This window comes from Gemmatimonadaceae bacterium (assembly GCA_016720905.1).
Classification (GTDB): Bacteria; Gemmatimonadota; Gemmatimonadetes; order Gemmatimonadales; family Gemmatimonadaceae; genus Gemmatimonas.
The window spans coordinates 310,301-337,000 of sequence record JADKJT010000003.1 but is presented as its reverse complement, the minus strand read 5'-3'; the positions used below and the strand labels follow the sequence as shown (position 1 = coordinate 337,000).

Genomic DNA, 26,700 nt, shown 5'->3' with positions numbered 1-26,700 from the left:
TCGGCGGTCAGCGGCCCGGAGGCGGCACTGCGCCGTCTTCCAGGATATGTGGCGTGACAAGGATCAGCAGATCGCGCTTCGTCTCGTTCTTGGAGTTCTGCGAGAAAAGGCGACCGATGAAGGGGAGATTCATCAGGACCGGAATGCCGCTGCGAAAGCGTGTAGTCTCCGTGACCGTGAGACCGCCGATGACGGCCGCCTCTCCATCCGCGACGAGCACCTTGGAGTCAGCCCGCTGGCGATTGAAGATCACGCCGACGTCGGTGTTCGAGATCTCGGCGCTGGAGTTCTCCGCCTGGATGTCGAGCAGCACCATCTTGTTGTTGGTGATCTGCGGTGACACGGTGAGCTTGATGCCCGCCTCTTCCTTGGACACAGTGGCCCGCGGGAAGAAGGCCGCCGCATTGGGCGAACCCTGCGCGCCGCCGCCGCCACCACCGCCGCCACCTTGCGCGCCGCCACCCGAACTCGCGTCGATCACACGGATCGGAATTTCCTGGCCGACGAAGATCTGCGCGGTGCGGTTGTTGAGGATCGTGACGCTCGGCTCGGACTGCACATCAGCCAGCGACGACGTCTGCAGTGCGTTGATGAACGCGGTCAGCTGATAGCGGCCGAGGGCCGTGCTGTAGATGAGGTTCAGGGCGTTCGGCTTGATGGCGTTGTTCGCGTTGGCGATACCCGAAATCGCATTCCCACCCAGAGCGATACGGGCCGGTCCCTGGAACGGCGTGCCGCCGCCCGTGGCATCCGGTACGCCGTCACCGTCGGTGTCGATGCCCGTCAGCGTGCTGGGATCGGTGCGCGGCACAAGCTGCTGGAAGAATTGCTTGGTGCCGGTGCCCAGATCGTACGCCAGTCCGATATCCTGGATGCCGGTGCGGTTGACGAAGATGATCTTCGCCTTGATCGCGACTTGTTGCGTCCGGATGTCGAGTTCCTGCAGCCGTGAGACAATCTCCGGCAGACGCGACGGCACTTCGGTGATGATCAGCTTGTTGGTGGCGCTGTCCGACGCCACGTTGCCGCGCACGACACAGCCCTGCCCGCTGAGCTGATTGCCGCCCTGACCGCCGCCCGACGAGCCCTGATTCATGGGCATGCCGAGTTCGCGTCCCGTGGCCATCGTGGACAGACCCGTGCAGTCACGCGCCAACAACGACTGCACCGTCTTCTCGAGCACGGCCGCTTTCGCGTAGTTGACGTTGATGATCCGCGTTTCCATCGGTTCCAGCGCCTGATTGGACGCCAGATTGCGATAGCTGTCCACGGTGATGATGCCGCTGGCGTCTTCGGTGGCGGCCAGACCCTGCGCCTGCAGGATGGCCTGCAGCGCGACGTCCCATGGCTTGTCGTTGATGTCGGCCGTGACCATCCCCGAGACTTCCTTGCCCACCACGATTGTGCGCGTGGAGAACGCGGCGAACGCCGCAATCACATCGCGGATATCGATGCCGTCATAGCTGACGGTGATACGCGCCTTCTGCTGTTGTTGCGACTGTTGCGTTCCCGTGCGGCCCGCGGCGCCGGCCCGACCGACCATTGGCGCGTCGGCGATGGCCTTGAGCTCCTTGCGGGCGACTTCCGCCTTGACCGCCTCGGCCCGCGACTTTTCGGCGCGCGTCACATCGAGTGTCACGGCCTCCCCACGCGCCTGCTCGGCGAGCGACGGAACGGACACCTTCGGACGACTCGAATCGCTGGTGACGACCGGTAAGGCGAACGTCGGTGCCGGCGCATCGAGGCGACCGGCCGCCACGTGCGTGGTGGACTCGCCGCCGACTGCCCTGGTTTCCCACTGGGCGATGGCGACGGCGGGACCGGTCACGCTCACCCGGAGCTTGCCGCCCGAGCGATCGACCGAGTACTGCCGTGTGGCATCGAGATCGATGACCATGCGCACCGTATCGCTGCGATACTGCGACAAGCGCACGTTCCGGATCGGTCCGCGGGCCTGTCCATCGTAGGCGGCGCCTCGTACGGTCAGGCTGGCCCCACCCAGATCGACGACGAGCCGTGCGGGTCCGTCCAGGGTGAAGTGTCGAACAGTCACGCTCGAGTCGAGTGTGATCGCGATCTCCGCGCCGCCCGTGCCAGGTCCGACACTGATGCGCGAGACGCGGCCATTGGCCGGTGCCGGGTCATCGTGCGAGATGGCCGGGGCGGCCGAGTATGCGGTTGAGCCTGCGGGCACTGCCTCGCGGACGGTGGATGCGCCAAAGGTGGCACTTCCCAGCGCCGCGTGTGCGAGAGCCGCGGTCATCACCGCGACGGTCGTCGGTCCCATCATGGGTTCCTCACTTTCGTCGTGTCACTGCTCAGCGGCAGCGTTTCGATGCGATTAAATCCGAATTCCTCAACCGTGAACTGCACCGCCTTCTGCTTGATCGAACTCACGTGCAACCGGCCCAGCTGCTGGCCGACCCGCACGCGATACTGCTGCTTCGAGAACGAGTCGCGCAGAATGGCGACGGAGTTGTCCCCGGTGGCATCGAACACGACGACCGTCAGCCGCAAATCACTGAGCAGTGGACGGACATCGCTGGTGCTCATGAGCGACTTGTACGGATCACGCCGTCCGCCGCCGTTGTAGTCGAACACTTCGCGCTGAATCGTGACTTCTGTGGGCATCGCGGTCTTCTTCGGCGACACGGCGGGGCTGACCGTGCCAGCCGATTCCCGGGTCACCGTCTGTGCCGCCGCCTGGGCCTGCAACCGCCCGCCTGTCGCGGTCAGTACCATCGCCATCGAGGCGACGGACAGCGTTCGCACCATGGTGCGGATCATGACGACCTCTCCTTCGCCGTTGCCGGTTTCGCCGGCGCCGTGCGTTCAACGTAGGTTTGCAGCGTGATCGTGGACGCCAACGAATTCTTGTCCGAGGTCTTGATCATCTGCGGGCGACCCGGTCCGCCGGTGACGATCGAGAAGTTCACCGGCGCGACAATGCGCGCGAGTGATCCGACGTTGGCGAGGAACGCGCCGAACTGGTGGTAGCCGCCGATGATGGTGACGGTGTAGCGATAGGTGTCGTACTTGTCACCCGGTATCACCGCTTCGGGCGTCACCCCGCCGACGTCAAGGCCCGCGCGCCGCGCGGCCGTGCTGACCTCTTCAAGCAACGCCGGCACTTCGTTGCCGGTCGGCACCAGACGCCGCATCACGGTCAGCGCCGACCGATTCTCGGCCGTCTGCACGCGCAGTTCGTCGATGCTGCCGCCGGCAAACTCGCGCGCCGCCTTCTGGTTGGCGTCCTCGAGTTGGGCAAAGCGCTGCGCGTCCGCGGCGATCTGTTCATCGCGCGCGGCGTAGGGATACACATAGTACGCAACGGCCAGCGCGGCCGCCGCGAAGCCGATCATCAGCTTGATTTGATCGCGCTGGGAAGTTGGAAGCAGAGCCATATGATCCTCTGGTCAGCGAACCGGGACGACGAGCGGAGAGGTCCGGACGACCCCCGGGGGCGGCACTTCATACGACGCCGAGAGTTCGAACTGCGTGACGTCCTTTTCGTCCACGATCACGATCTCGGATTTCGTCAAGGCGACCTTCTGGATGAACGGCGAGCTCTCCATCTGGCGCATGAACATCGTGAGCGCCTGGATGTCGACGGTTTGTCCCACGACGCGGAACGTGAGGTCGGGATGAATGTTCACCGTGTCGACGACCGGCTTCACCTTCTTGTCCTTGGCCGCCGCGGCGGCCGCGCGTGACGGGACGGCCATCGCGGCCCTCGCGCTCGCACTGGCCGTGTCCGCGCCTGGCGGCAACGGCATCTTGCTGGTCTGCTCAAGAATCGTGAGCCAGGTATACGCCGGCAGTGAACGACTCACTTCATCGAGGATGTGCGCCCAGTTGTAGCGGTTGTCGTCGATGGTGCGGATGATCTGCAGCTGGCGATGCACCGAATCCCGCTCCGCCGACAGTTTGCGTCGCGCTTCCAGCACCTTGGCGTAACGCGTGGAGTCGCGGACGGCGCGCTCGATCTTGCCACCGACTTCGCTGGCGCGCGCGTTCTGTGACGTGAACAGAATCCCGACGGCCGCGACGGCCACCACCACGGTGGAGGCCGCACCCACCAACCATGGATCACGCACGCGGGCGCCGATATCGCCGAACATGCTGGCGACGTCGAATTTGGAGGCGCCCCGAGTCGGCTTCTTGCCGCCGGGGAGGAGGTTGACTTCAATCATCATGGCGCGATCCTCAAGCCGCTGCGCGGAGAGCGAGTCCCACCGGCAGCATCAGCAGCGGTGCGACTTCATCGGTGGACAGGAACTCCAGGGCGCCTTCGCGCACGATCACGCGGGCCAACGGATTGGCCAGTTGAACCGGAATGCGCAGCCGCTCCGACAACCACGGCAGCAGTCCCGGGACCCGGGCCCCGCCGCCGCATGCAAACACGGCGCGGATCTGCCCGAAGCTCCGTGACGAGGTTGCGAGGAACGTGGCAGCGCGCTCCATGCCCACGGCAATTTCTTCGCCCCGCATGGCCACCACACTGTCGAGCGCCATCGTGCGGTCGTAGCCGCGGAGCATGACTTCGGCCTCGTCCCCATTGACGCCGTGCTCGCGCTGCAGGTCTTCGCGGAAGCGACGCGTTCCCACGGTGAGGTCGCGCGTCAAGATCGGCACGCCTTCGTCGAGGATGTTCAGGTTCGTGGCTTCGTTGCCGATGTTGAGCAGCGCCACGGTCCCCTTCATCGCGTCGGGATGACTGGCCTCGAACGCGTTGTGCAAGGCGAACGAGTCGACATCGATGATCGAGGGTGCGGCGCCGGCATCGGTCAGCAGCGTGCGCTTGGCCTCCACGAGTTCACGCTTCGCGGCCACCAGCAGCACGCTCATCTCGAGCCCATCGGCATCCGGATCGAGAATCTGGAAGTCCAGCTCCACCGATTCCATGTCAAACGGGACGTGCTGTTCGGCTTCCCAGCGCATCAATTCGCGCGCCTGCGCTTCCTTCACGCGCTCGATCGCGATTTTCTTCACGATGACATCGCGGCCACCCACTGCCGAAACGATGTGCTTGGTCTTCACGCCGGTCGCTTCGAGCGTCTGGCGAATGGCGTCCGCAACGATCGCGTGGTCCATCACCTCGCCCTCGACGATCGCCGTGTCGTTGAGTGGGGTGATGACCACCTTCGTCAGTTCCGGAGTCCCGCTCGTATGGTCCATGACCACTGCTTTCACGAGACCGGAACCGACATCGAGACCGACGGTCAGTTTCTTTCGACCGAGGAACGCCATGATAGGATGGGGTTGTACTGTGGTGGTCGCGATGTGGCCTGACGCGCATGCGAAACGCGATGGCTCGGACACTTTGACCTGTCCAATTCGGACGATTCTCCCAACTAACGACCGGACCCTCACGAGGTAACGCTGTTCAGAGGGGGGTGGATGGGTACGACTGCCGACTTTGTGATAGTGTCGGCCCGTGCCGTGTTTTTCATGAGTTCCACCGGTTCGATCGCGCGCTCGGCGTGGGTGTCGGCGTTTTGTCAGGGGCTGTTCCAGACGCCGAAGGGCCGCCGACTGGGCTGCGCCACGGCCACCAAAGCGCGACCGACCAGGCAGGGCGCGTACGCGACGCGCAGCGTCGCGCCAACGCGAGAACCGATGGCGGCGCGATCGCGCACCACGAGTGCTCCGCGCACATCCAGCGCGCCGCTTGACACATCGACCGCGCCGCGCACCAGGAGCATGCCCTCTACCCGGAGTGTCCCGCGAACGATGAGATCACCGTCCACCGCGAGCAGGCCGACATAGTCGGACACGCCGTCGATTGTCACGCCAGGCGTCACCTGTATCACACTGGCGCGCCACGGCGAACTTCCCGGGACGGACCCAGGTGCCGCCATCGCGAAAGTGCGAGTGCGTCCGGCAATCGCGGCGAATCCGCTATCGAACTGTGCACGCGCAATCGCCATTGACGGAGGCGTGAGGCTGAATGTGAGGCCAAACAGCGTCCCAGGCGTCCGCCAACTGAATCCCTCGGCCGCGATGGCCGCGATGCTGGCGCTGTCGCGCAGTGACCCGCAGTCATCGCGCGCAGGATCATAGGGTGCGAACTGGTCACGCCCGTCAACCGTGCCTGCGTTGATTTCGAGATCGCCGAGCACGGTGAGCGCCGCAAGTACGGGGACCGACGGCGGTTCGAGGCGAATCGCCCGGACGACGGTCCGCTGAATCCGCGTGCCGTCGCCGAGCATGCCGGCGACGGCGGCTGACGCCACTGCGGCACTTGCCCGGTCGCGATGCGTGGTGCTGCGTATCACCGCGGTCAGTGTGCCGGTGCGCACCAGCGCAGTATGCGTCCACCATCCATAGGGGGCGGGGTCGATGCGCTCCTGTGGTACACCGATCGGCGTGGCCGCCATCGAGTCCGGATTCCACGTGGCCATGGCCTGTATGGTCGCTGCGTCCGCGGCGTACAGACCTGTCTGCGTGTCCCAGAGGGTGCGCGCCCCGCGCGCCGATCGCCACGCGGCCTGTTGCAGTGCGACGCTCATGACCAGCAACAGCAGCATGCCCACCATGACGAGCGGCAGGACCACGCCGCGACGAGTGAGGCGCCGGTTCCCGGTGCTGCCGCTCATGCCGCACCGCCCCGTTCAGCGCGCAACGCGACATCGATGCGCACGGAATCCACCCGCAGGGCACGCGGCGTGGCGCGGCCGGATCGTCGTGGTGCGCGCATCTCGATACTGACTCGCGCCGCCGCGTTCGCTGACGCGCTATCCACGGCCTGACCGTTGGCATCGTGCACGCGGATCACCAGTCCCCGGTCGCGAGCCGACCTGAGTGGTCCGGCGACCGGCTGCACAACGTCCCATCCTCCTGGGCCGCGGGTGCGACGACCGAGATACCATTCGCCATCGCCGCCGCGATACAGCGAATAGCGGGTTCGTCGTGTGACGCGGATCGGCGCCCCAGCCACGGCGTCGCCCGGGAGCGTATCGACCAGCGCAATCCGAACGGCTTCTCCGATGCCAGCCGACCGCAGTGGTGAGTGCGCGCAGTCGCGGCTGGAGGTGACGACGCGAATCGCGCTGGCCTGCGCGCGCGGCGTGCTGGTCGATTGCGATGGTGCCAGCCACAACTCGACTTCATCGCCGGCCTGCGGCGGTTGGTTCCAAATGACGGCCAGCGGACCCGGCGCATACGATGAGGAATCCGGGCCGACGATCAGCACCTGCGTGCGACCGGTCGACGCGCAGGCGATGCCGAGTCCGACCATTCCGTCGAACTCCACCGCCGTGTCACTCCATGCCACGAGGTCGCTCGGTCGCAGCGGCCGCAGTTCGGCGGCCAGCACACTGGCGCCGTGCCGGAGTTCCCGGGTGGCACCCATCACTGCGTCTGCCTGTACAATCTGCCGGTGCAGCCCCAAGAGCAACTGGACCGCAACAACGCCGAGCAGCGCCATCAGCGGCAATGCCACGACGACCTCCAGCAATCCCGTTCCCGCACGGGCGCGACTCACGGGCAGTTCCACGCGGCGCGCGCTGCCAGACGCATCGGCGCCGCTGACGCGAAGGCGGAGGGTGTGATCGTGATGTCCATATCGCGCTCACGCCAGCCGGCCTGCGCGCGCTCCATCCAGGCCGAGTACAGTTGCGGGTGTGCGACCGCGCCGGCGGTGGCGGCGGCGGTTGTGCACGGAGCGGCCACCGCCGACTCTGTGTCGTGGGTGACAAGGGCCCAGGACGCGGTGGTCAGTTGCGCCGCTTGTGTCGACCGGGCGGCGGCGCGCGCGAGGCCAACGGCGATCACTGCGCTCACGTTGAGCAACAGCATGGCCATCAGGCATTCAACGAGGAGGCGCCCGCGTCGGGCCCGCGAAATGGAGGAAGGAGATATCGACACGACGGCACAGTAGCACGTGCCGGCGAACCTCCTTCACCGTCCTATTTCGTCGCGGGCGATTCCATTGCGCCACCAACCGTCGGCGAACTCGTGGGCGTCGTGGCCTGAATCGCCGCGAGTCCACTCGAATGCAGCGGCAGCAGAATCACGAACGCTGCGCCCCCCTCGCGCGCCCGTTGGACCCAGATGGTACCACCAAGATTTTCGATGGTGCTGGAGACGATGGCGAGTCCGAGGCCGGTCCCCTTGCCCGGCTGCTTGGTACTGAAGAACGGCTCGAAGATCCGTTCCTCGTCTTCCGGCGCGACGCCCGTGCCCGAGTCGGCGATCACGGCCTGCAGAAATCGGACGGGTGATTCCGGACGCGCCAGCCAGGCCAACGCGCGTCGACTCGGACGATGCGTCCAGCGTTCCTGGGAACTATCGGTGCGTCGTTTTTCCGATGCCTCGCCAAACGCGGTCACGTCATTGATCTGCGTCCGAATGGCGACGAGTCCCTGCTGGTCCATCGCATCGACGGCGTTCAGCAGCAGGTTCACAAACACCTGTTCCAGATCATGCCGCTCCGCATACACGACGCCGGTGGGGGCCTCCAGGTCGACGGTGACCCGATGACGACGTGTCACGCCCTGATCGCCCAGCAGGCGCAACACATCGGTGATGACATCGTCGACCACGATCGGTTTCGGGGTCAGTCGGCGCGGCCTCGAGTAGTCGAGCAGTCCGCGCATGATGCGATCAATGCGCGTGATCTCGCGTTCCAGCGCATCCAGTGGTTCCGTGGTGCCGGGCACATTTTCGGTGCGCATGCGCAGCAGGTGCGCATAATTGGCAATGGCGGAAATCGGATTGCCGATCTCGTGCGAGACACCCGCCGCAATGCGACCCATGGTGGCGAGCTTTTCCACGCGCAATCGCAGCTGGTGCGAGGCGAGCAATTGCTCCGTCATGCGATTGATGCTGGTGGCCAGCTGATCGAACTCGTACGTGTCCCCGGGCGGCACGCGTCGGGAGGTCTCGCCCTCGGCGATCGCCTCGGCCGCGGCGACACTTTCCGCCAGTGGCGCCTCGACCAGTCGCTCCACCTGGCGGCGCAGGACACTGGTCCACACCAGTGAGACGAGGAACAGCAACGCGAGGACGACCGGCCATCGGATGTCCTCGGCGAGGTACTCCGTCACCCACATCGTGACGATCACCCCCACGAGGGCGAAGACACTGACCGCGACGACGGCGACGGTCAGGCGGTGATGAATACGTGGAAGTTTGGCCGGGAGCACGGCAGAGGATGCTTCATCGCCCGCCGACGTGCAACCGGCAAAACCGGGAACGCACGAAAGGCCGGGCAATTGCCCGGCCTTTCGCCACCACGGTGCCTACTTGACCGGGCGTTGCTCCAATCAGGTTACTGGCAAACCGGCTCGCCTTCCGCCTGGCCGCTCGGCACCGACGTGCCGACACCGATCTGGCAGGTCTTGGTGGATGACGCGTGCGAAGCAGTCGCTGCCCAACCCGTGGCCGAACCGTTGAACGTCAGGCTCACACCGGCCGAGCCTTGGGGGGCCGCGTAACCGGCGTAGGTGTTGTTGTCCGAGAACGACGCTTCAGCGGCCGACACCATGTTCTTCAGGTCGGACTTCATGGCGGTGATGTACGCCTTTTCCTTCGTTTCGGCGAACTTCGGAATCGCGATCGCGGCCAAGATGCCGATGATGACGACGACGATCAGAAGTTCGATCAGGGTAAAGCCTTTGCGGGTCCGGGCCATGTGAGACTCTCCAGTGGGGGGTCCTCCAGTGTCGGACAGGCATCCGACCCTTCGACCGAAGAGATTGGCAAGAGCGAGGCCGCACCGTTGTGTTGCAGCTATCTCTTTTGTTTTGAACATTTTAGACGAAGGCTGGCGTTCTGCCGGATTGCATCAGTCATCGCGTCGCGCCCGATTCCACGCAAATCGCCATACGTCCGACCATTGCCACCGTTCGTTGCGGGAGGGCCGAAACGCATGAGGGGCCGAGCTCTCGCTCGACCCCTCTACGCCCCGGTCCGGACGGACCGGTGATTCCATCAGCCGCTGCTTACTGGCAGACCGGCTCGCCTTCCGCCTGGCCGCTCGGCACCGACGTGCCGACACCGATCTGGCAGGTCTTGGTGGACGACGCGTGGCTCGCCGTCGCTGACCAACCCGTGGCTGAACCGTTGAACGTCAGGCTCACACCGGCCGAGCCCTGGGGGGCCGCATAACCGGCGTAGGTGTTGTTGTCCGAGAACGACGCTTCAGCGGCCGACACCATGTTCTTCAGGTCGGACTTCATGGCGGTGATGTACGCCTTTTCCTTCGTTTCGGCGAACTTCGGAATCGCGATCGCGGCCAAGATGCCGATGATGACGACGACGATCAGAAGTTCGATCAGGGTAAAGCCTTTGCGAGTCCGGGGCATGAAACATTCTCCGTTGGGGGGTCTTTCGCGTCTGGCCCGTGAAGTGGTGCCCAGCGCGACGCAATGGCATATCGCAACCGGCGGGCCAGCAGGTGGATTCACAATGAAATGCGTTGCGACATCATCACTTGCACCGTTTTCACGCTCGGCCTATCCACCTATTGCGCTCTCTCGTTTCGCAAGGACTTTTGCACCGTGCAAGACGCGCTCGCCGCAGACCTTGGATCGCGTGGCCAACCGCGTAACGACGCGACGCGGATTGTGACGGCGGTGGGGCGAAGCAGCCGGATTACTGGCAGACCGGTTCCGTCGCCGCGCCCGCCGCCGGTCCCCGTTCAATACGGCACACGATGCCAGGAACCGCAGCGTGGGATGCGGTCGCGACCCATCCATCCAACGTGCCAACAAACGTCAGCGTGATCTGGTTGGTGGGAGTGGGCCCATTCCAATTGGCGTACGTGCCGTCCTCGGCGAAGTGCGATTCGGCCGCCGACACCACATTGCGCAAGTCCGACTTCATGGCGGCGAGATACGCCTTCCGCTTGGAGTCGGCAAACCGCGGCAGGGCAATCGCGGCCAGGACGCCGAGGATGACGATCACCACGAGCAACTCGATCATCGTGAACGCCATTCGCCTGCGGCGGCGCATGCGGCGGCGCATGCGGCGGCTCATGCGTCACCGTATCGCGCCAGCTTGCGATACAATGTTGAGGGATCGATGCCGAGCATATCCGCGGCGCGGCTCTTGTTGCCGCCTTCGTTTTGCAGCACCCACTCGATGTAGGCGCGCTCAATGGCCTCGAGCGTGGGCGTCGTTGGTGTTCGCTCGCTTACCAGTGGTTCGGCGCGCCGGGCGGTGATGCGCTCGGGCAGGGCCTCCGGATAGATCACGTCGTCCGACGACAGGATCACCGCGCGCTCCAGGGCATTCTCCAGTTCCCGCACGTTGCCGGGCCACTGGTAGGCGTTCAGGATATCGAGTGCGGCCTCGCTGAGCGTTTTGACCGGCTCCTTGCGCTGCATGGCACTCCGGGCCAGAAATGACTCCGCGAGCACCGCGATGTCGTCGGCGCGGTGGCGCAAGGGCGGCAGATGCACGGCAATGACGTTCAACCGATAGTACAGGTCGGCGCGGAAATGGCCGCGCTTGATTTCTTCTTCGAGATCACGGTTCGTCGCGGCAATCACCCGCGTGTCCACCGATTGCGCCTCGGTCGCGCCCACCGGGATCACTTCGCGTTGCTGCAAGACACGCAGCAACTTCACCTGGGTGGACGGCGTCGTTTCGCCGATTTCATCGAGGAAGAACGAGCCACTCCCGGCGGCCGCGAACAGGCCGGCCTTGTCCTTGATCGCTCCCGTGAACGACCCCTTTACATGTCCGAACAACTCGCTCTCCAGCAACGATTCCGGCAACGCGCCGCAGTTGATGGACAGGAACGAGTGGTCGGCCCGCGTGGAGAGGTCATGGATATATCGCGCGATGACCTCCTTACCGGTGCCCGACTCGCCGGTGATCAGCACCGTGGAATCCGTCGGCGCAACCGTCTCGGCAAGCCGCAGGACGTCCATCCACGATTTGCTGCGACCGATAGGCCGCAGCGACGTGGTGCGCTCATGTCGCCGGATTTCCTGCTTCAACTCATGATTTTCGACACGCAGCAGGCGATGTTCAGCGGCACGTCGCAGGATGGCCAGCAGCTCGTCGTTGCGAAACGGCTTCTGGATATAGTAGAACGCCCCTTCGTTCACCGCCTGCATCGCCGATTGCAACGTCGCCTGGGCGGTCATCAGGATGACCGGCATGTTCGCGTCGGCTTGGCGCGCGGCGCTCAGGACCTGCACTCCGCTGACATCAGGCATGCGCACATCGGTGAGCACGATATCGGGACGCAATTCGGTGAGGCGTTCGATGCCTTGCTTGCCGCCCAGGGCCGTGAATGGGACGAAGCCTTCATTCTTCAGCAGAATCCGCAGCGAATCGAGGATGCTCGATTCATCATCCACGACGAGGACGCGGGGAGCGGCGGCGCCAGTATGCGCAGAAGCAATCACAGTGCCAATCCAGTAAGGGAAGCTCCGACCACGGGAGTCGTCGGCAGCAGAATGGTGAAGCGGGTTCCGCGGGCCAATGCATCGACGAGCACGAGTCCGCGATGCGCCTCGACGGCGCGATGGACGACCGGCAGGCCAAGCCCGGTCCCGCCGGGCTTGCCAGAGACGAACGGCTCGAACAGGCGTTCGCGGACCTCTTCCGGGATCCCGTCGCCATTGTCCGACACGCTGATTGCCAACTGACGCGATGGGGCGTTGCCAGCGGTCGGCGCAGGATGGTGCTCGCCCACGCGAACGTCCACCTGACCGGACGGGCCCACCGCCTGTATGGCATTCAACACCAGATTGAACACCGCGCGATGCAGCAAGTCCTCATCGCCTTCGACGGTCGGTAGGCCCGAATCGATCACCACGGCGACCTCGACCCCGTCGGCGCGGTCCGGATGCGACGCCGCGAGCGTCGATGCCGCTGTCACCAGCGCGCCGACATCCAGCGTCACGACGCGCGAGACACGTGCCCGCGCGAAGTCGAGGAAGTCCCCGAGCAATCGACTCAGGCGATCCGCCTCGCGGACCACCAGGCCGTGCAACACGCGCTCGTCATCGTCGGCCGGCAGCGCTTCCAGATCACGTCGACGCGCGAGTTGCTCGGTGGCGCTGCGAATGGACGCCAACGGGTTGCGAATTTCGTGGGCCAGCGAGGCGCTGAGCTCGGCCACTGCCTCGAGTCGTTCGGCGCGAACGTGCAGGGCCTGAATGCGCTTGCTGTCGGAGATGTCCTGGAAGATCGCCGTGGCACTGTGTCGTTCGCCCCCGTCGGTGGCGTCGGATACGGTGGTGGTCACGCCGATTTCCACTTCGCCATCATCGCGCCGAATGCGTCCCTCCGCCCGGGTGGTGCGAATGCCGCTCTGCGATGATTGTTCGAGGGCCTGGGCCAGTTGCGGGGACACCGCGCGCAACGTATCGAGCACGGGGCGACCCGTGAACGAGCGCAGATTCACGCCCAACAGTTCAGTGGCCGCAGGATTCGCATACAGCAATCGACCCGCGGTATCCACCGTCAGGATGCCGGACCGGATCGTGCGCAGGATATCGGCCGCTTCGAGTTGCACCTTGACCAGTTGCGCGGCGAGTTCATCGCGACCCACTCCCGCCTGTCGCAGACGGAGCGACACCAGACCCGACCCGATGGCCACGACCATGAAGACGCCGATCTGCACCGCAATGCCGACGGGAGCGACACCCGGACGCAACCACAGCACGTCGGCGGCATACAGCACGCAGGCGCCGGCAGCCACCGCCAGACCGCCCCGGAACGGCAGGAGCAGCGCCCCGCTGGCGATGACGAGGATATAGAGGGCCGCGAACTGCGAATTCCAGCCGCCGGTGATATGCACGATCGCCGTCACCAGACCCAGATCGACGGCACATTGAATGCCATAGAAGATCGGCCCGTACGGGCGCTGCTCGATCTCCCCGTACATGGCCGACGCCACGGTGGTGAGTGTGGCGACGGCAAAGATCAGCGTAGCGATCAGCGTATCGTTGGGCTCGGCCCGATTCCAGACAAAGACCGCCGCCACGAGTATCGCGCACGACAACACGACGCGGCCAAGCCAGACCCAGCGCAACATGCGGCGCGGGTCAAGCGTCTGTTGAATCGCGAACTGAGGAAGGGCGGGTGTGTATCGCACCGACGACAGACTGCCAGCCGCCGCACAGGCGCGACGGACCGGACCGGAAGGAAGAAGTGAGGGACCGCAGACCGGCGATTCGCAGGATGCAAGAGACGTGGACCCGCCTCGAGTCTTGCAGATTGCATGAGTCCGGGTGGTGCACTACCCTGACGAATCACCCGCCAGTCCGTTTCCTTTCGGAATGATCGACGCCGTGTTGCCCAGCCAAAGTCCTGAGAGTCTGTCCTTTTCCAGCGGAGCCATCCGGCTGGCGTTGGTGCTCCTGCTGGTGCTGCTCAATGCGTTTTTTGTGGCCGCCGAATTCGCGCTGGTTGCCGTTCGGCGCAGCCGCATAGACCACATGGCGGCCGAGGGCGACCGCTCCGCGCAAGTGGTTCAGCGGGCCCTGAACCAGTTGGACCGATATATCTCCGGTACGCAACTGGGCATTACCCTGGCGTCGCTCGCGCTGGGCTGGATTGGCGAGCCGGCCATTGCGGTGCTGGTCGACCGGGCCCTGCATCTGGTAGGGATCGAGCCGGCCCCGGATGCCCTGCACACCGGCGCGGGCATCGCCGTGGCGTTCCTTGTCATCACGTTCCTGCATATCGTGCTGGGCGAATTGACGCCCAAGTCAATCGCCCTGGCCATCCCGGAAAAGGTCTCACGGGTGGTGGTGCGACCGCTGATGCTGTTCTCACGCATCATGTCGCCCTTCATTGGGTTCCTCAACGGCACGGCGAATCGACTGCTCAAGCTGCTGGGGGTGGCACCGGCTTCGGAAGGCGGGCATGTGCACTCGCCGGAGGAGCTTCGCCTGCTGGTGATGCAGGCCCGCGCGCACGGCACGCTGGAAGAGTCGGATTCGGCCATGCTGGCCGGCGTTTTTGACTTTCACAACAAGAAAGCCTTCGACATCATGCGACCGCGCACGGAGATGGTCGGTATCGCTGACGACGTGGAGCGTGAGGAACTGGTGCAGATACTCCGTCAGGAACGCTACTCGCGCTATCCGGTGTACCGGGATACCGTCGACGATATTATCGGCGTCTTTCTGGCAAAGGACTTCTGGCTGCATGAGGACCCGCAGCATTTCGAACTTCGCGAGCACTTGCGCGAGCCCCTGTTCGTACCGGCCACGCGCGCGGCGGAACGCGTGCTCGAAGACCTGCGTCGCACCCGCGCGCAGATGGCGGTGGTGCTCGATGAGTATGGTGGCACGGCCGGCATCGTGACGATGGAAGATCTGATTGAGGAAGTGGTCGGTGATATTGCCGACGAGTACGATCCGCTGTCGCGTGATGCGCTGCTGTTTGACGGCGTGCTGGAACTGGCGGGCTCGATGTCGCTGGTGGACGTCCGTTCCAATCACAAGCTGCCCATCGCGGAAGGCGACTGGACCACGCTGGGCGGGTACGCCTTTGCCCGGCTGGGTCGACTGCCACACGTGGGCGACCGGGTGACCTATGATGGCGGGGAATTGGAAATCGTCGCCATGGACGGACGGCGGGTCGCGGCGCTCCGCGTGCATCGTCGCGCCGACCCGATCGGGCGCTAGCGTGACCCGGCCAGAAGACGACGCCCCGCTCGACACCCCCGAGCTCTCTGCCGGCATCGATGTGGCGCCCGGCGTACGGATCGCGGTCGGTGAGTTGCAGCTGCGGGCCATCACCGGATCGGGTCCCGGCGGACAACATGTGAATCGCAGCGCGACGCGCATTGAATTGCGCTGGAACGTCCGCACGTCGCGTGCCCTGAGTGACGCACAGCGGGCGCGCGTGATGGCCAAGCTGGCGTCGCGCCTTGATTCGGACGGGCTGTTGCGAATTGTCGCCGGTGAATACCGAAGCCAGCAACAGAATCGACGAGCCGCGCTCGAACGCCTGACGACCATCGTGGCGCGTGCGCTGGTGGTGCCACCGTCCCGCAAGGCCACCAGGCCCACCCGCGCGTCGGTGGAGCGCCGACTGGACGACAAACGCCGGCGCGCCGACACCAAACAGGACCGTCGAGGCCGACATGACGACTGAAACACCGCCGGTAGTTGGCCCGGTGACGTTTGTCCCGAAACTTTTCTCCACCCTGCGCGGATACTCGCGCGAACAGCTGCTCAAGGATGTCACGGCCGGCGTCATCGTCGGCATCGTGGCCCTGCCGCTGGCCATTGCGTTCGCGATCGCCAGCGGCGTGACGCCCGACCGCGGACTGATCACCGCCATTGTCGCCGGATTCCTCATCTCGGTCCTCGGCGGTTCGCGTGTCCAGATTGGCGGACCCACCGGCGCCTTCGTGGTGATCGTGTCGGGGATCGTCGCCAAGCACGGAGTTGATGGCCTGCTGGTGGCCACGTTCCTCGCCGGCGTGTTGCTCATTGCCATGGGCGTCATGAAACTCGGCGGCGTCATCAAGTTCGTGCCGCAACCGGTCGTGGTGGGGTTCACCAGCGGCATTGCGATTCTCATCTTCTCCGGGCAAGTGAGAGACGCGCTGGGACTCACGATGGCGACCGTGCCGCCGGATTTCTTTGAACGATGGCAGGCGTATGCGGTGCACATTGGCACGACGGCCTGGCCCGCCGTGGGCATCACGGCGCTGACCCTCGTCATCCTGCTGTTCTGGCCGCGCGTGTCACTGAAAGTGCCCGGCCCATTCGTGGCGTTGATCGTGACGACCGCGCTGGTACAATTGGCGGGAATCCCCGTCGAGACGATCGGTTCACGCTTCGGGCACGTGGGGGGCGGACTTCCCGCGCCTCATGTCCCGCACGTCACCGCCGCGATGGTGCGCGATCTCGCCGGCCCGGCGTTCACCATCGCCCTGCTGGCCGCCATCGAGTCGTTGCTGTCGGCGGTGGTGGCCGATGGCATGATCGGTGGGAAACACCGATCGAACATGGAGCTGGTGGCACAAGGCGTCGCGAACATGGTTTCCCCGATGTTTGGCGGCATTCCGGCCACGGGCGCCATCGCGCGCACCGCCACCAACATCAAGAGTGGCGGTCGCACGCCGATTGCCGGCATCACCCACGCCATCGTGCTGCTGCTGATTGCCTTGTTTGTCGGGAAGTGGGCGGCGCTCATCCCGATGGCCACGCTGGCCGGCATCCTGACCCTGGTCGCGTATCACATGTCGGAATGGCGGAATTTCCGGGCACAGCTGCGCGCGCCGCGCTCCGATGTCATCGTGTTGGTCACCACGTTTGCGCTCACCGTCGTGGTCGATCTCACGGTGGCACTGCAGGTCGGCATGATCCTCGCGGCGTTTCTCTTCATGAAGCGCATGGCGGAGGTGACCAATGTGCAAGCCGTCACGCGGGAGCTGTTTGATCTGCCGGAGGGTGTCGATGCCATGGACATCGGACTGCGGTCCGTGCCGCGCGGCGTCGAGGTCTTCGAGATTGACGGACCGTTCTTTTTCGGCGCGGCCGAACGATTCAAGGAAGCGCTGGGCGAAATGGGTCGCAAACCGCGTGTGCTGATACTGCGCCTGCGCAATGTGCCCGCCATTGACGCCACGGGGATTTCCCTGTTGCGCGACCTGCATCGTCGCGCGGTGCGCGACGGCACCGTGCTGATGCTGTCAGGGCTTCATTCGCAGCCGCTGTTCGCACTCGAACGCGACGGCTTGCTCGCGGAGATCGGCGAATCGGGCGTGTTCGCGGGCGTGGACGACGCGCTGGCCGCGGCGCGCGATATTGTGGGAGCGCCAGCCGTACCGGCACCGGGTGACGTCCACCGTGTGGTGGCCAACCCGACGCCGGCCGGCGGCACACCGATCAGAAGACCACCACGTTCGCACCCAGATAATAGGTGACGAAGTCGGCGCGACCACGGAGCGGAATCGGGTCGCGGTTGTTCTTGAAGGCCTCTTCCACGCGCGCTTCGTTGAGATAGCTGACATCATCGTGGCGCAACAGACGCGCGCCCAGATCGAGGCGCACCGGCCGATCGCCTTCGTGGAGTCGGATGGTCAATCCCGCCGCGCCCCCGTAGGCCACCACAAAGTCGCTTGCATTGGTGGTGCTGGCAAACGGCTCATTGCTGTTATTGCGCGAACCCTCCACCGAACTTTCGGTCCAGAACACCGAGAATCCGCCCAGCGCCGCGATGTACGGCGAGATGGGACCCGCCGTACCACCGATCTGCGGTCCACCGACCAGCGAGAAGATGCTGCTGTTCGTGCGCAGATCGAGCTTCACCAGACCACCGGTGTTGGCGAAATCAATGCGGCGCGTGTTTGAGCCGTACGTGATGAAGCCGGCGTCGGCGCGGATGTTGGCGAGACCGCTTGGCGCGAGGCGCCAGATGCCCGCGGCGTTGAGACCGAACCCGTTGCCGGTGTTCGTGCCGAAGTCCCCCTTGGGCTCACTCACCTGGAGATAGCCGGCGCCTGAAAAGATGCCTCGCGGGGGAGCCGCGGACCGGCGCTGCGCCTGCGCACGGGCGGGAAGCTGCGCGGCGATACCCAGCAGCAACACGCACGATGCGCGTCGAAACACTCTGGAATTTCTCATGGAATAGACGGGGAAGCGTGGAAAGTGACCGGATGCACCTTCCTACGCCGCAGCGAAAAAAAAGTGTCGCTACCGGATCAGACTCGCGTCACCAACGGCCACCACCAGTGCGGCGCGCGCGGCGGCCAGTTTCCCCTCGACGGTGGCCAGCTTGGCCGACTCATCCAGCACCAACCTTTCCCGCAGATTGACCACCAGCAAGGTGCTCTCCCCGCTGCTGAAACGCGTCTGTTCGGCGTCCCGCAATTGTGAGGCAGACCGCACGTTGGCCCGTTGCGCCGTCAACACGCGTTCGAGCAGCACCACATCATTGAGCGCCAGGCGCACGTCGTACGCCAGTTCCCGGCGCAGCAGGTCGCGATCAAGGCGGACGAACTCCTCCTTCTGACGGCTGCGCGCGGCTTTGCCGCGCTCCTTGAGCAGCAGCAGTGACGACTCCACGTCCAGACCCGCCTTGAAGTTGTCCCGCCAGCGATCGCTCGCGCCCAGCAGTCCTATCGGATCACGATCGCCGATGGCCGCCACCGTAGCCTCGGCAAACGGAATCTGCGCCTGCTGGGCGAACAGACGCTCCGCCTGCGCGGCGCGCAGTTTGCCTTCAACCTTTCGCAATTCCGGATGCCGGCTGGCGACGGCGGCGATCCAGATGGCCAGGCGCGTCGTGTCCGTGGTGGTCTGATCGAGCCCTGCCAATACAGGCTGCGCGTCGGGCGGCAGCTCCTCCGGTTGACCGCGCGAATCCCAAAGGAACACGGCCGCCATCACGCGCGCCGCGAGCCGTTCGTTCTCAGCCTCCAGCCGCGCGACGGCGCGTCGTTGCACTTCAAGCGATGCTTCCAGCGTGTCAATCGGCGCATTCTCGCCGTTGCGCACCCGCTGTTCGACCGCCTGCAGACGAAACGTCGCCAGAGTCACGCCCTCCGCCGCAATCTCGAATCGGCGCTCGGCCGCATACCACGCACCATACGCCTTGGCGGCGTCAAGCAGCAACTTGTTGATCATGCCCTGGCGTTCCGCGTCACCGATCTCGCGCTGCGCCCGCGCAATCGTGAATGCGGTTCGCCGCTCGTCGGTGATCAGGCGCTGTCCCACGGGCACCGAGAGTCCCAGTGAGAACAGGCCGGACCGTGGCGTGGTGCGATCGTCACTCACGCGAAAGCCTGACGCGCGTTCAAATCCCAGCTTGAGATCGGCCCCTATCGGCGTCGGGACTTTCACACCGGCATCGAGATACGAGAAATACTGTTCGCCTTTGTACGCTTTCTGGGCGAATGAGAGCGACAGCTTTGGATCGAACGCGCCCCAGGCCTCCTGCATGGCCGTGCGCGCCTGAGCGGCGACCAACCGGGCCTGCTGGGCAATCGGGTGATTCGCCTCGACCTGCGCGGCATACCGCGAAAACGGCATCACTGCTTGCGCACGAAGGCTGCCACCCATGACCGTCAAGCCGAGGATCATGGTCGCCCGACAGGCCTTTCGTGTAAACGCCATCACTTCTTCCCGCCTCCGCCGCCACCGGACGACGCGCCATCGGCGTTCGCGATATCGAGACTGGGTGGGAATCCGTTCAACTGCCGCCAAATCTCGAACCACACGCGCACCGTGTTGAGCGCGGCCCATGCGTGCACACCTGAACCGATACGGAGCTGCGTCGGCCACGCTTCGTCAGCGCCGTCTGGCACCACCAGCGTACGGAATCGCCCATCAGCGCCTGCCACCTGATCAATGACCACAATCTCGCCACCAAATGTCCCCACGGACACGCTGGGCCATCCGGAGAACTGCAGCGCCGGCCACCCATCGAAGATCAGGCGGACCTTGCCACCCACGCGCAGCAGCGGCACGTCCATCGGCCGCACATGCAGTTCCACCGCACGCTTCGCGGCCGTCGGTTGTACCGTGACAATGGGATCACCCGGCTTGACCATTTCGCCCACACCCTGCTTGATCGCCTTGACGACGTAGCCATCCTGTGGCGCAGTGATGCGATAGTAGCCGTGGCGCACGTTCAAGGACGCGACCTTGTTCCGCAGCTTGCTCACCTCCCCCACACCTTCCTGGATATCGGCCAGCGTCGACAGCCGCTCACCGCGCGCCTTTTCGATCTTCTCGCGGTATTCCGCCTCGATGCCCTCGAGATCGACTTCGGCGTTCGCCAGTTCGTTGCGCTTCTCGACCATTTTTGCCGAGGCCGATTGCGACTTGAGTCGCGATGCCTGCAGGTCGTTGAGCGACGTCAGCCCGAGCGGCGACGCGAACAGCGCGTCGCGGCGACGATACTGGTCGCGCGCCAGCGAATCGTCCAGCACCGCCTGCTCCAGCGCCGCCGTGTATTGCGCGACCTTGTTGCGCGCCTGCTGCCGCTTCACCGTCAGCGAACGCTCGAGCGCCTCGATCTGACGCGAATAGGCATCAGCCTTGCCCGCTTTGTCGCGATTTCCCTGAACCTTGGCGTCCAGTTGCTCGGTGGTCCGCTCAACCAATCGAGGATCCATGTATTCGTCCTTGATTTCGCTGATCTCGACGATCGTGGTCCCCGCCCGCACGAACGTGCCCTCGGGCACCAACCAGCGTTCGATTCGTCCGTCAATGCGTGACGGCAGCGTCTGCGGACGATCCTGCGGAGACAGCGCCGACACCTTGCCATCGCCCTGCACGGTCTGCTGCCAGGGCAGGAAGAGTACCAGCAGCAGCGCAATGCCGATGCCGCCCAGCCACATCCAGACGATGCGATACGACGTTTGCTCCTGCAGCAGCCGGGCAGTCGTCAGCGGCAGCTGGTCGGGCGGGATCCGCTCCGGTACGCCTGCCATGGTCAGCGATCCTCCGATGCCGACGACGCGCCTAGCGCGCCCTCGTCAAGCACGAGCACACGGTCCATGGCCGCCAGCAGCGCGGGATCATGTGACACCACGACCACGGTCCACGAGCGCGAGCGATCGACGAGCAGCGCGATGAGTCGCCTCCGGTCGGCGCCCTGCAGGTTCTGAAACAGATCATCCACCACGAGCAGCCGAGGTGTCCCGGCGATCGCCTGCGCGAAGTGCAGCTTGATGGCGGTGTTCTGCGTGAGCCGACGCCCGCCGTGGGTGATCTGTGTGTCCAGACCATGCGGCATGTCCTCGATGTCCCGTGTCAGTCCGACCTCCTCGATCGCCCGACGGACCGCCGCGTCATCGATGCCGGCGCGACCCACCGCAACGTTCTCGCGCACGGTCCCGTCGAACAGGTCATTGGTGGACATGTACTGGCCGACCTGCGCGCGCAATACAGCGCTGTCCAACGCCCGCAGCGGTTGTCCATCGAACAACACGGTCCCTTCGTAGTCATCCAGCAGCCCCGCCATCAGCTTGAGCAGCGTGGTGCGCCCCGAGCCTTCAAAACCGGAGATGCCCACGCGCTCACCCGGGCGAACCGTGGCCGTGGCGTTGCGCAACACCGGCCGCTGGTCGGGCGCATAGCGATAGGACACGGCGCGCAGCGTGATCGACATCCCGTTCCCAGCCGTCGGCAGCGCGCTTCCACCGCTCGCATCGAGCGGGAGGTCGGACACGAACCCCGCCTTCTCCGCTGACGTGAGGATATCGTAGATGGTGCTCATGCTGAGGATCAGCTTCTCCACGCCCACGAGGACGGTCACGATAATCAGTTCGGACGCGACGAACTGCCCCAGGGAGATCTGCCGGTCGATCACCAGCCGACTGCCGAGAATCAGGAATCCGCCCACCACCACCGTGCGAAACACGACGATGGCAATCGTCTGCTGCATCAGGACCTTGAAGTGCTTGCCGCGATACGCGAGATAGCCCGTCAGGATTTCGTCCATGCGCTGGACGCCGATGGGTGAGTGACCGGCAAACTTGAACGCATGGAACGCGCGGGCCTGCTCTTCCAGCCAATGCACGGCCCGATACTTGTACTTCGATTCCATCAGGCTGGTTTCGAGGCCGCGCGGACCCGAAACCCAGAGAATGCCGCCCAGCACCGCAAGGAGCATCAGGCCGAAGAACGTGAAGTACGGGTGGTAGAACGTCAGCAGTACGAGGCCGGCCAATACCGTCAGCAGCGCGGTCGACGTATCCAGCAGGAACTTGGAGAGGCTCTTCTGAATGTTGACGGCTTCGAACAACCGATTCATGGTTTCCGGCAGGTCCACCTGCATGGCCGTCTCGTATCGAATGCGCGGAATGCGGAACGTGTATTCCAGTGCCAGCCGGGCAAACACGCGCTGTTGGATGCGTTCCACGACCGCCAGTTGCATGACCTGCAATGCGCCGCTGGCCAGCGTGCCCACCACCACGTAGCCGATCAGAATCACGACCGGCTGCAGGATGAGTCCGCCCTGTACCAGCTGGACAATTGCCCCCACGGACAGCGGAAGCGTGAGGGCGAACAGACCGGATAGGGCCGCGAACACGAACAGCATCGCGATGTCGCGCTTGTCACGCGCCAGCAACAGCGCCACGCGGGAGAAGACATTGCGGTCCGGCACCGGACGCGCACCCAGTGACGGCGAATGAGAATCGCTGATTGCGTCGATCGGTCCGGGCACCGGGTCCGCCGGCGCAATGAGGGCCAATGGAGAAAGCGCCAGGGGCGATCCGCCAACGATGCGCACGATGGAATCAAGGAGCGCGCCGAGGTTGCCCTTGATCGGCTGTTGAGCGCCCGTCGCCGAGATACGCAGGACGCGGGCATCGCCGCGTTGCGCCATACCAATCAACACCGCCTCGTCGCCGTCACCCAGCAACACCAGCGGTGCCGTGCTCTGCCGCAGGGCCTCGCGTAGCCCTGCCCGATCGAGCGTGCGCGATAGATAGGAAATCCCGATCGCGCCGCCGATGGACTGCAGACGCTCGGCCAATCCACCAATATCCTGACGGCGACCAATGATCGCCCGCGTGTCCGGCGATAACTCCCGCTGCAGTGCCTCGGCGACAAGCAGCGTGATCTCAGTATCCTGACGAACGAGCATATGAAGCGGAATCGGTCTCCGAATAGGCGAAAACGTGAAACCCCTGAATTTACGATCAAATCCGTCGGATTTGAAGTCTCCGGCCCCCTGCGCGGTATATTGCGCTTCCCTCGCGAACCCACGGAAGCCGATGGACCAGCCTGACGAATGGGAACCCGTCGATGACGAGTTTCTCGAAGAAGATGTGCCCGATGACTCAAGGGCACGATTGGATGGCGAGTTCCCGCTGGGCGACGGGGTCGCCGATCTGGCCAGCGTCGTCTCCTGCCCGTATTGCGGTGAGTCGGTGGAGATTACGCTTGATCCAGGGTCTGGCGGGCAACAGGACTACGTGGAAGACTGCGCGGTGTGCTGTCGACCTTGGAATGTGTCCGTGACCTATCATGACGACGGGACGGCCGATGTCTTCGTGGAAGCGAGTGACGATCCGTGACGCACGCTGACATGCCCATGACCGCCGATGAGATCGCCCCGCTTCTGGCGACGGCGCTGTCACGTTCGTCGCACGAAGGGGCGCGGATTGTTGCCCTGCACTGGTTGCACAGTCTGACGGCGGCGCGGGCGCAGTGGCAGTTGGCGACGATGGAAGCCGAGGCGATGGGCGACGGAACGACGCCGCACCAAGGGTCGATCGACGCCCTGCACCAGGCACGCGTCGCGCTCCGCCGGCTGCGCGCCACACTGCACGAACACCGCGACACGCCGGAACTCCGCGAGGGTGGGCGTATTCGTCGGTCGTTGCGGCGCCTCGGCGCGGCGACTGGCGCCCCGCGCGATCACGATGTGCAGCGGGACTGGCTGGTTACCGAGCGGGATCACCTGCCCGTAGACGCCCGGGACGAGGCCGACGCCTTGCTGCACACGATTGCGGCCGGTTCGCGGAAAGACCGTGCCGCGGTGTCACGGGCCTTTGCGCGCGACTTCGACCCGATCGTTGCGCGACTGGCCGGTCGCTTGAGCCGATACTGCCTGCCGCACTCCGTCGGTCGGGAAGGAATCTCCATCCCGTTCGCTCGCCTGCTCGCCGACCGCATCGACCGCGGGTCGGCGCATCTGCGCCACGACATCGGCATGGTGTGTGACGTGGGTTCGCAGAAGATTCTGCACCGGATACGCATTCGTCTCAAACGGCAGCGGGCGATGCTCGCCCCGTTTGCACGAACGCACCCGGCCATCGGGGCCTGGTATGACAAGGCCACCGAAGGGCAGGATCTGCTGGGTGCGATGCGCGATGCAAGTGTGCTGGCCTTGCGCGCGCACGACGAACACCACGAGGCATTGGTTCGCGCGCTGCACGACACCACCATCGCGCACTTTGAGCGTTTCAGTGAATACTGGTGCGGCGACGCGGACGTCATCGCACGACTGAAGGATGCGGCCGCGCTCGCCCTGCGGTCCATGCCGGTGACACGCGGGAAACGATTTGGCGACCTGCCCGACGGCCACGGCCTGCCCATGGAAATCGAGCGCAAGTTCCTGCTCCACGGACTCCCCCCGCACGCGGCCATGGCGCCATCGCATTTGATCGAACAGGGATGGCTGCCCGGCACCATGCTGCGCGAACGATTGCGGCGATCGGTGTCGCCGAACGGTGACGAACGTCTGACGCGCACGATCAAGCTCGGCCAACCGGGTGAGCGCATCGAGGTTGAGGAGCCGACCGAGCCGGACTTGTTTGCCGCACTGTGGCCACTCACCGCCAATGCCAGAATTCGCAAGCGTCGCCACGTTGTTCGCGAGGGATCGCTGACGTGGGAAGTGGATGTCTTTCTCGATCGCGACCTGGTCCTGGCGGAGGTCGAGTTGGATGACGTGGGACAGCCCATCGAGATTCCGCAGTGGCTGTCTTCGTTCATCGTGCGGGAGGTGACGCACGAGACCGCGTACCTGAACTCCGTCATGGCGCAGCGCGATGGTGCGTCGCCCGATCGCGGATCGCGCTGAGCCACGCAGGTGAGTAACGACGCCGTCCTCACGTCGCTGTTGCCGATCCGCGATCGACGGGAGCGCGTGGTGGGGTATTCCGTCTCAGCGTGTCCGGCGTACGAGCGCGCCACGCCGGGAGACGCCGAGGCGGACGCGCGGCGGACCTTGGAATCGGTGGCCACCCTCAGACGGTTGGCCGGGCGCAGTCTGGTCGTTCCGCTCACGCCGTCGCTGTTGCGCGACGGCAGTGTGACGCGCTTTGCGTCGACCGATGCCGTGTGGTTGCTGGCCACCGACGCGCTTGACGACCCAACGAACCGCCGCGCGGTGGATCGACTGCAAGCAGCCGGACTGCACTTTGCCCTGCAAGGATTCCCCGACGGCGCGCCGTTGCCCCCGACGCTCATCGGTTCGATGCTGGTGCTCGATGCCATGCGGACGTCGGCGCCGCTGCTGGAAAGCCGGGTGCGCGTGCTGATCGAAGCGGGCCTGCGCCCTTTGGTGCGAAATGTCGACGATCGGGCGACGCGACATCGCGTCCTGGCCACGGGCGTGTCGATGATTTCGGGTCGACTGTTGCCGCGCGGTGCGTCGGCGCCCGTCGACCGGACCGCCGAGGAGTGTGCGTTGCGCGCGCTGCGCACATTGGCCGGATACGCCGATGGGCGCCCCGCCGACGCGGCGTTTGACAAGTACGTGCATGAAGATCAGCATCTGGGTGCCTCCCTGCTCCGTTCGCTGGGATCCGCCTCCATGGGCAATCGCGGCCCCCGCTCGGTCGCGCACGCGATCAACGTGCTCGGTCGTGACACCATCATGGAACGACTGCTGGTTGTCACGGCACGCTTGTTGGCTGACGCGGCTCACGATCCGGAGATCGCGCTCGTTGCGCTGCGTCGCGCGCGTATGCTGGAGCGGCTGGGCGCCGCCGTCGACGGCGCGCCGCATCCGCGCGCGCGCGCGATGGCCGGACTGTTGTCGGTGGCCGAGTTTGCATTCGGGGCGCCGGCCATTCAGCTCGCGGAGCGTCTGGAATTGCCGGCGGTGCTCGCGGACACGCTCGTAGATCGCGCGCTGCCGCTTGGCAAGTTGGTCGACGTCGTGGATGCGATCGAGTATGGCTGGTGGGATGATCTGCGATCGCGGTGTGCCGGTCTGGGTATTGCCCCGCTGGTGGTGAGTGAAGGATGGCTGGCCGCATGGCGCACGGCGCGGGATGAGATGGGAGACAGTGCATAACCG

The 26,700-nt window shown here is 65.0% G+C and carries 24 protein-coding genes; 6 read left to right on the top strand and 18 right to left on the bottom strand.

Annotation, left to right across the window (positions count from 1 at the left end; all coding sequences use genetic code 11):
• Nucleotides 1-7 precede the first annotated feature (7 nt).
• From IPP90_05900 to IPP90_05835, 14 genes are all read right to left on the bottom strand, one after another.
• A complete protein-coding gene (locus IPP90_05900; GenBank protein MBL0170257.1) occupies nucleotides 8-2,290 on the bottom strand; it encodes an AMIN domain-containing protein in 2,283 nt (760 codons plus the stop codon).
• A complete protein-coding gene (locus IPP90_05895) occupies nucleotides 2,287-2,787 on the bottom strand; it encodes a hypothetical protein (protein ID MBL0170256.1) in 501 nt (166 codons plus the stop codon). The genes IPP90_05900 and IPP90_05895 overlap by 4 nt, the downstream gene beginning before the upstream one ends.
• The gene (gene pilO, locus IPP90_05890) at nucleotides 2,784-3,404 is read right to left on the bottom strand and encodes a type 4a pilus biogenesis protein PilO (GenBank protein ID MBL0170255.1); all 621 of its coding nucleotides are present in this window, start codon (nucleotides 3,402-3,404) and stop codon (nucleotides 2,784-2,786) included. Before pilO ends, IPP90_05895 begins: the two co-directional genes overlap by 4 nt.
• 12 nt (nucleotides 3,405-3,416) lie before the next feature.
• Nucleotides 3,417-4,196 carry a PilN domain-containing protein gene (locus IPP90_05885; GenBank protein ID MBL0170254.1) on the bottom strand — a complete coding sequence of 260 codons (780 nt, stop codon included), beginning with the start codon at nucleotides 4,194-4,196 and terminating at the stop codon, nucleotides 3,417-3,419.
• 10 nt (nucleotides 4,197-4,206) lie between these two features.
• The gene (gene pilM / locus IPP90_05880) at nucleotides 4,207-5,250 is read right to left on the bottom strand and encodes a type IV pilus assembly protein PilM (GenBank protein ID MBL0170253.1); all 1,044 of its coding nucleotides are present in this window, start codon (nucleotides 5,248-5,250) and stop codon (nucleotides 4,207-4,209) included.
• Nucleotides 5,251-5,501: 251 nt separating this feature from the next.
• Nucleotides 5,502-6,599, bottom strand: a complete 1,098-nt coding sequence (locus tag IPP90_05875) for a hypothetical protein (protein MBL0170252.1) — start codon at nucleotides 6,597-6,599, stop codon at nucleotides 5,502-5,504.
• Nucleotides 6,596-7,486 (bottom strand): hypothetical protein, encoded by an 891-nt coding sequence (locus IPP90_05870; GenBank protein ID MBL0170251.1) that lies wholly within the window; start codon nucleotides 7,484-7,486, stop codon nucleotides 6,596-6,598. The genes IPP90_05875 and IPP90_05870 overlap by 4 nt, the downstream gene beginning before the upstream one ends.
• Entirely contained in the window at nucleotides 7,483-7,806 is a 324-nt protein-coding gene (locus IPP90_05865; GenBank protein ID MBL0170250.1) for a hypothetical protein, read from the bottom strand. Before IPP90_05865 ends, IPP90_05870 begins: the two co-directional genes overlap by 4 nt.
• 104 nt (nucleotides 7,807-7,910) lie before the next feature.
• Nucleotides 7,911-9,149 (bottom strand): HAMP domain-containing protein, encoded by a 1,239-nt coding sequence (locus tag IPP90_05860; GenBank protein MBL0170249.1) that lies wholly within the window; start codon nucleotides 9,147-9,149, stop codon nucleotides 7,911-7,913.
• A 125-nt stretch (nucleotides 9,150-9,274) separates the two neighbouring features.
• Entirely contained in the window at nucleotides 9,275-9,637 is a 363-nt protein-coding gene (locus tag IPP90_05855) for a prepilin-type N-terminal cleavage/methylation domain-containing protein (protein ID MBL0170248.1), read from the bottom strand.
• A gap of 310 nt (nucleotides 9,638-9,947) precedes the next feature.
• Complete coding sequence (locus IPP90_05850) at nucleotides 9,948-10,310, bottom strand: prepilin-type N-terminal cleavage/methylation domain-containing protein (GenBank protein MBL0170247.1); 363 nt, start codon at nucleotides 10,308-10,310, stop codon at nucleotides 9,948-9,950.
• Between the two features lie 289 nt (nucleotides 10,311-10,599).
• On the bottom strand, nucleotides 10,600-10,971 hold the full coding sequence (locus IPP90_05845; protein MBL0170246.1) for a prepilin-type N-terminal cleavage/methylation domain-containing protein: 372 nt from the start codon (nucleotides 10,969-10,971) through the stop codon (nucleotides 10,600-10,602).
• A gap of 8 nt (nucleotides 10,972-10,979) precedes the next feature.
• Complete coding sequence (locus tag IPP90_05840; protein ID MBL0170245.1) at nucleotides 10,980-12,365, bottom strand: sigma-54-dependent Fis family transcriptional regulator; 1,386 nt, start codon at nucleotides 12,363-12,365, stop codon at nucleotides 10,980-10,982.
• A complete protein-coding gene (locus tag IPP90_05835) occupies nucleotides 12,362-14,002 on the bottom strand; it encodes a PAS domain S-box protein (GenBank protein ID MBL0170244.1) in 1,641 nt (546 codons plus the stop codon). Before IPP90_05835 ends, IPP90_05840 begins: the two co-directional genes overlap by 4 nt.
• A gap of 244 nt (nucleotides 14,003-14,246) precedes the next feature.
• On the opposite strand from IPP90_05835, the gene IPP90_05830 reads away from it, so the two are divergent.
• Genes IPP90_05830 through IPP90_05820 form a run of 3 tightly spaced genes read left to right on the top strand, consistent with a single transcriptional unit; the run spans nucleotide 14,247 to nucleotide 17,857 of the window.
• Complete coding sequence (locus IPP90_05830; GenBank protein ID MBL0170243.1) at nucleotides 14,247-15,602, top strand: HlyC/CorC family transporter; 1,356 nt, start codon at nucleotides 14,247-14,249, stop codon at nucleotides 15,600-15,602.
• Complete coding sequence (gene arfB / locus IPP90_05825; protein MBL0170242.1) at nucleotides 15,514-16,074, top strand: aminoacyl-tRNA hydrolase; 561 nt, start codon at nucleotides 15,514-15,516, stop codon at nucleotides 16,072-16,074. The genes IPP90_05830 and arfB overlap by 89 nt, the downstream gene beginning before the upstream one ends.
• The gene (locus IPP90_05820) at nucleotides 16,064-17,857 is read left to right on the top strand and encodes an STAS domain-containing protein (GenBank protein ID MBL0170241.1); all 1,794 of its coding nucleotides are present in this window, start codon (nucleotides 16,064-16,066) and stop codon (nucleotides 17,855-17,857) included. The genes arfB and IPP90_05820 overlap by 11 nt, the downstream gene beginning before the upstream one ends.
• Here IPP90_05820 and IPP90_05815 read toward each other — a convergent pair.
• The 4 genes from IPP90_05815 to IPP90_05800 form a co-directional block, all read right to left on the bottom strand.
• Nucleotides 17,820-18,557, bottom strand: coding sequence for a hypothetical protein (locus IPP90_05815; protein MBL0170240.1), 738 nt, complete (start codon nucleotides 18,555-18,557; stop codon nucleotides 17,820-17,822). The two genes, IPP90_05820 and IPP90_05815, sit on opposite strands and share 38 nt — an antisense overlap.
• A gap of 69 nt (nucleotides 18,558-18,626) precedes the next feature.
• Nucleotides 18,627-20,048, bottom strand: coding sequence for a TolC family protein (locus IPP90_05810; protein ID MBL0170239.1), 1,422 nt, complete (start codon nucleotides 20,046-20,048; stop codon nucleotides 18,627-18,629).
• Nucleotides 20,048-21,370, bottom strand: coding sequence for an HlyD family efflux transporter periplasmic adaptor subunit (locus IPP90_05805; protein MBL0170238.1), 1,323 nt, complete (start codon nucleotides 21,368-21,370; stop codon nucleotides 20,048-20,050). Before IPP90_05805 ends, IPP90_05810 begins: the two co-directional genes overlap by 1 nt.
• Nucleotides 21,371-21,372: 2 nt before the next feature.
• The gene (locus tag IPP90_05800; GenBank protein ID MBL0170237.1) at nucleotides 21,373-23,532 is read right to left on the bottom strand and encodes an ABC transporter ATP-binding protein; all 2,160 of its coding nucleotides are present in this window, start codon (nucleotides 23,530-23,532) and stop codon (nucleotides 21,373-21,375) included.
• A 130-nt stretch (nucleotides 23,533-23,662) separates the two neighbouring features.
• Here IPP90_05800 and IPP90_05795 point away from each other — a divergent pair, with 130 nt between their 5' ends.
• From IPP90_05795 to IPP90_05785, 3 genes are read left to right on the top strand one after another with little or no spacing between them, the layout of a single operon-like run.
• Nucleotides 23,663-23,965 carry a CPXCG motif-containing cysteine-rich protein gene (locus IPP90_05795; GenBank protein ID MBL0170236.1) on the top strand — a complete coding sequence of 101 codons (303 nt, stop codon included), beginning with the start codon at nucleotides 23,663-23,665 and terminating at the stop codon, nucleotides 23,963-23,965.
• Nucleotides 23,962-25,476 carry a CHAD domain-containing protein gene (locus tag IPP90_05790; protein MBL0170235.1) on the top strand — a complete coding sequence of 505 codons (1,515 nt, stop codon included), beginning with the start codon at nucleotides 23,962-23,964 and terminating at the stop codon, nucleotides 25,474-25,476. Before IPP90_05795 ends, IPP90_05790 begins: the two co-directional genes overlap by 4 nt.
• A 9-nt stretch (nucleotides 25,477-25,485) precedes the next feature.
• Nucleotides 25,486-26,697: a hypothetical protein gene (locus tag IPP90_05785; GenBank protein MBL0170234.1), complete on the top strand. Its 1,212-nt coding sequence runs from the start codon at nucleotides 25,486-25,488 to the stop codon at nucleotides 26,695-26,697.
• The last annotated feature ends 3 nt before the right edge of the window (nucleotides 26,698-26,700 follow it).

Coding starts and splice junctions, on each gene's coding strand:
- IPP90_05830 (MBL0170243.1), top strand. CDS start 14,247: ATGATCGACGCCGTGTTGCCCAGCCAAAGTCCTGAGAGTCTGTCCTTT.
- IPP90_05885 (MBL0170254.1), bottom strand. CDS start 4,196: ATGATGATTGAAGTCAACCTCCTCCCCGGCGGCAAGAAGCCGACTCGG.
- IPP90_05805 (MBL0170238.1), bottom strand. CDS start 21,370: ATGGCAGGCGTACCGGAGCGGATCCCGCCCGACCAGCTGCCGCTGACG.
- IPP90_05845 (MBL0170246.1), bottom strand. CDS start 10,971: ATGCGCCGCCGCATGCGCCGCCGCAGGCGAATGGCGTTCACGATGATC.
- arfB (MBL0170242.1), top strand. CDS start 15,514: ATGGCGGGGAATTGGAAATCGTCGCCATGGACGGACGGCGGGTCGCGG.
- IPP90_05900 (MBL0170257.1), bottom strand. CDS start 2,290: ATGATGGGACCGACGACCGTCGCGGTGATGACCGCGGCTCTCGCACAC.
- IPP90_05850 (MBL0170247.1), bottom strand. CDS start 10,310: ATGCCCCGGACTCGCAAAGGCTTTACCCTGATCGAACTTCTGATCGTC.
- IPP90_05895 (MBL0170256.1), bottom strand. CDS start 2,787: ATGATCCGCACCATGGTGCGAACGCTGTCCGTCGCCTCGATGGCGATG.
- IPP90_05815 (MBL0170240.1), bottom strand. CDS start 18,557: ATGAGAAATTCCAGAGTGTTTCGACGCGCATCGTGCGTGTTGCTGCTG.
- IPP90_05820 (MBL0170241.1), top strand. CDS start 16,064: ATGACGACTGAAACACCGCCGGTAGTTGGCCCGGTGACGTTTGTCCCG.
- IPP90_05875 (MBL0170252.1), bottom strand. CDS start 6,599: ATGAGCGGCAGCACCGGGAACCGGCGCCTCACTCGTCGCGGCGTGGTC.
- IPP90_05795 (MBL0170236.1), top strand. CDS start 23,663: ATGGACCAGCCTGACGAATGGGAACCCGTCGATGACGAGTTTCTCGAA.
- pilO (MBL0170255.1), bottom strand. CDS start 3,404: ATGGCTCTGCTTCCAACTTCCCAGCGCGATCAAATCAAGCTGATGATC.
- pilM (MBL0170253.1), bottom strand. CDS start 5,250: ATGGCGTTCCTCGGTCGAAAGAAACTGACCGTCGGTCTCGATGTCGGT.
- IPP90_05865 (MBL0170250.1), bottom strand. CDS start 7,806: ATGGCCATGCTGTTGCTCAACGTGAGCGCAGTGATCGCCGTTGGCCTC.
- IPP90_05800 (MBL0170237.1), bottom strand. CDS start 23,532: ATGCTCGTTCGTCAGGATACTGAGATCACGCTGCTTGTCGCCGAGGCA.
- IPP90_05810 (MBL0170239.1), bottom strand. CDS start 20,048: ATGGCGTTTACACGAAAGGCCTGTCGGGCGACCATGATCCTCGGCTTG.
- IPP90_05835 (MBL0170244.1), bottom strand. CDS start 14,002: ATGTTGCGCTGGGTCTGGCTTGGCCGCGTCGTGTTGTCGTGCGCGATA.
- IPP90_05855 (MBL0170248.1), bottom strand. CDS start 9,637: ATGGCCCGGACCCGCAAAGGCTTTACCCTGATCGAACTTCTGATCGTC.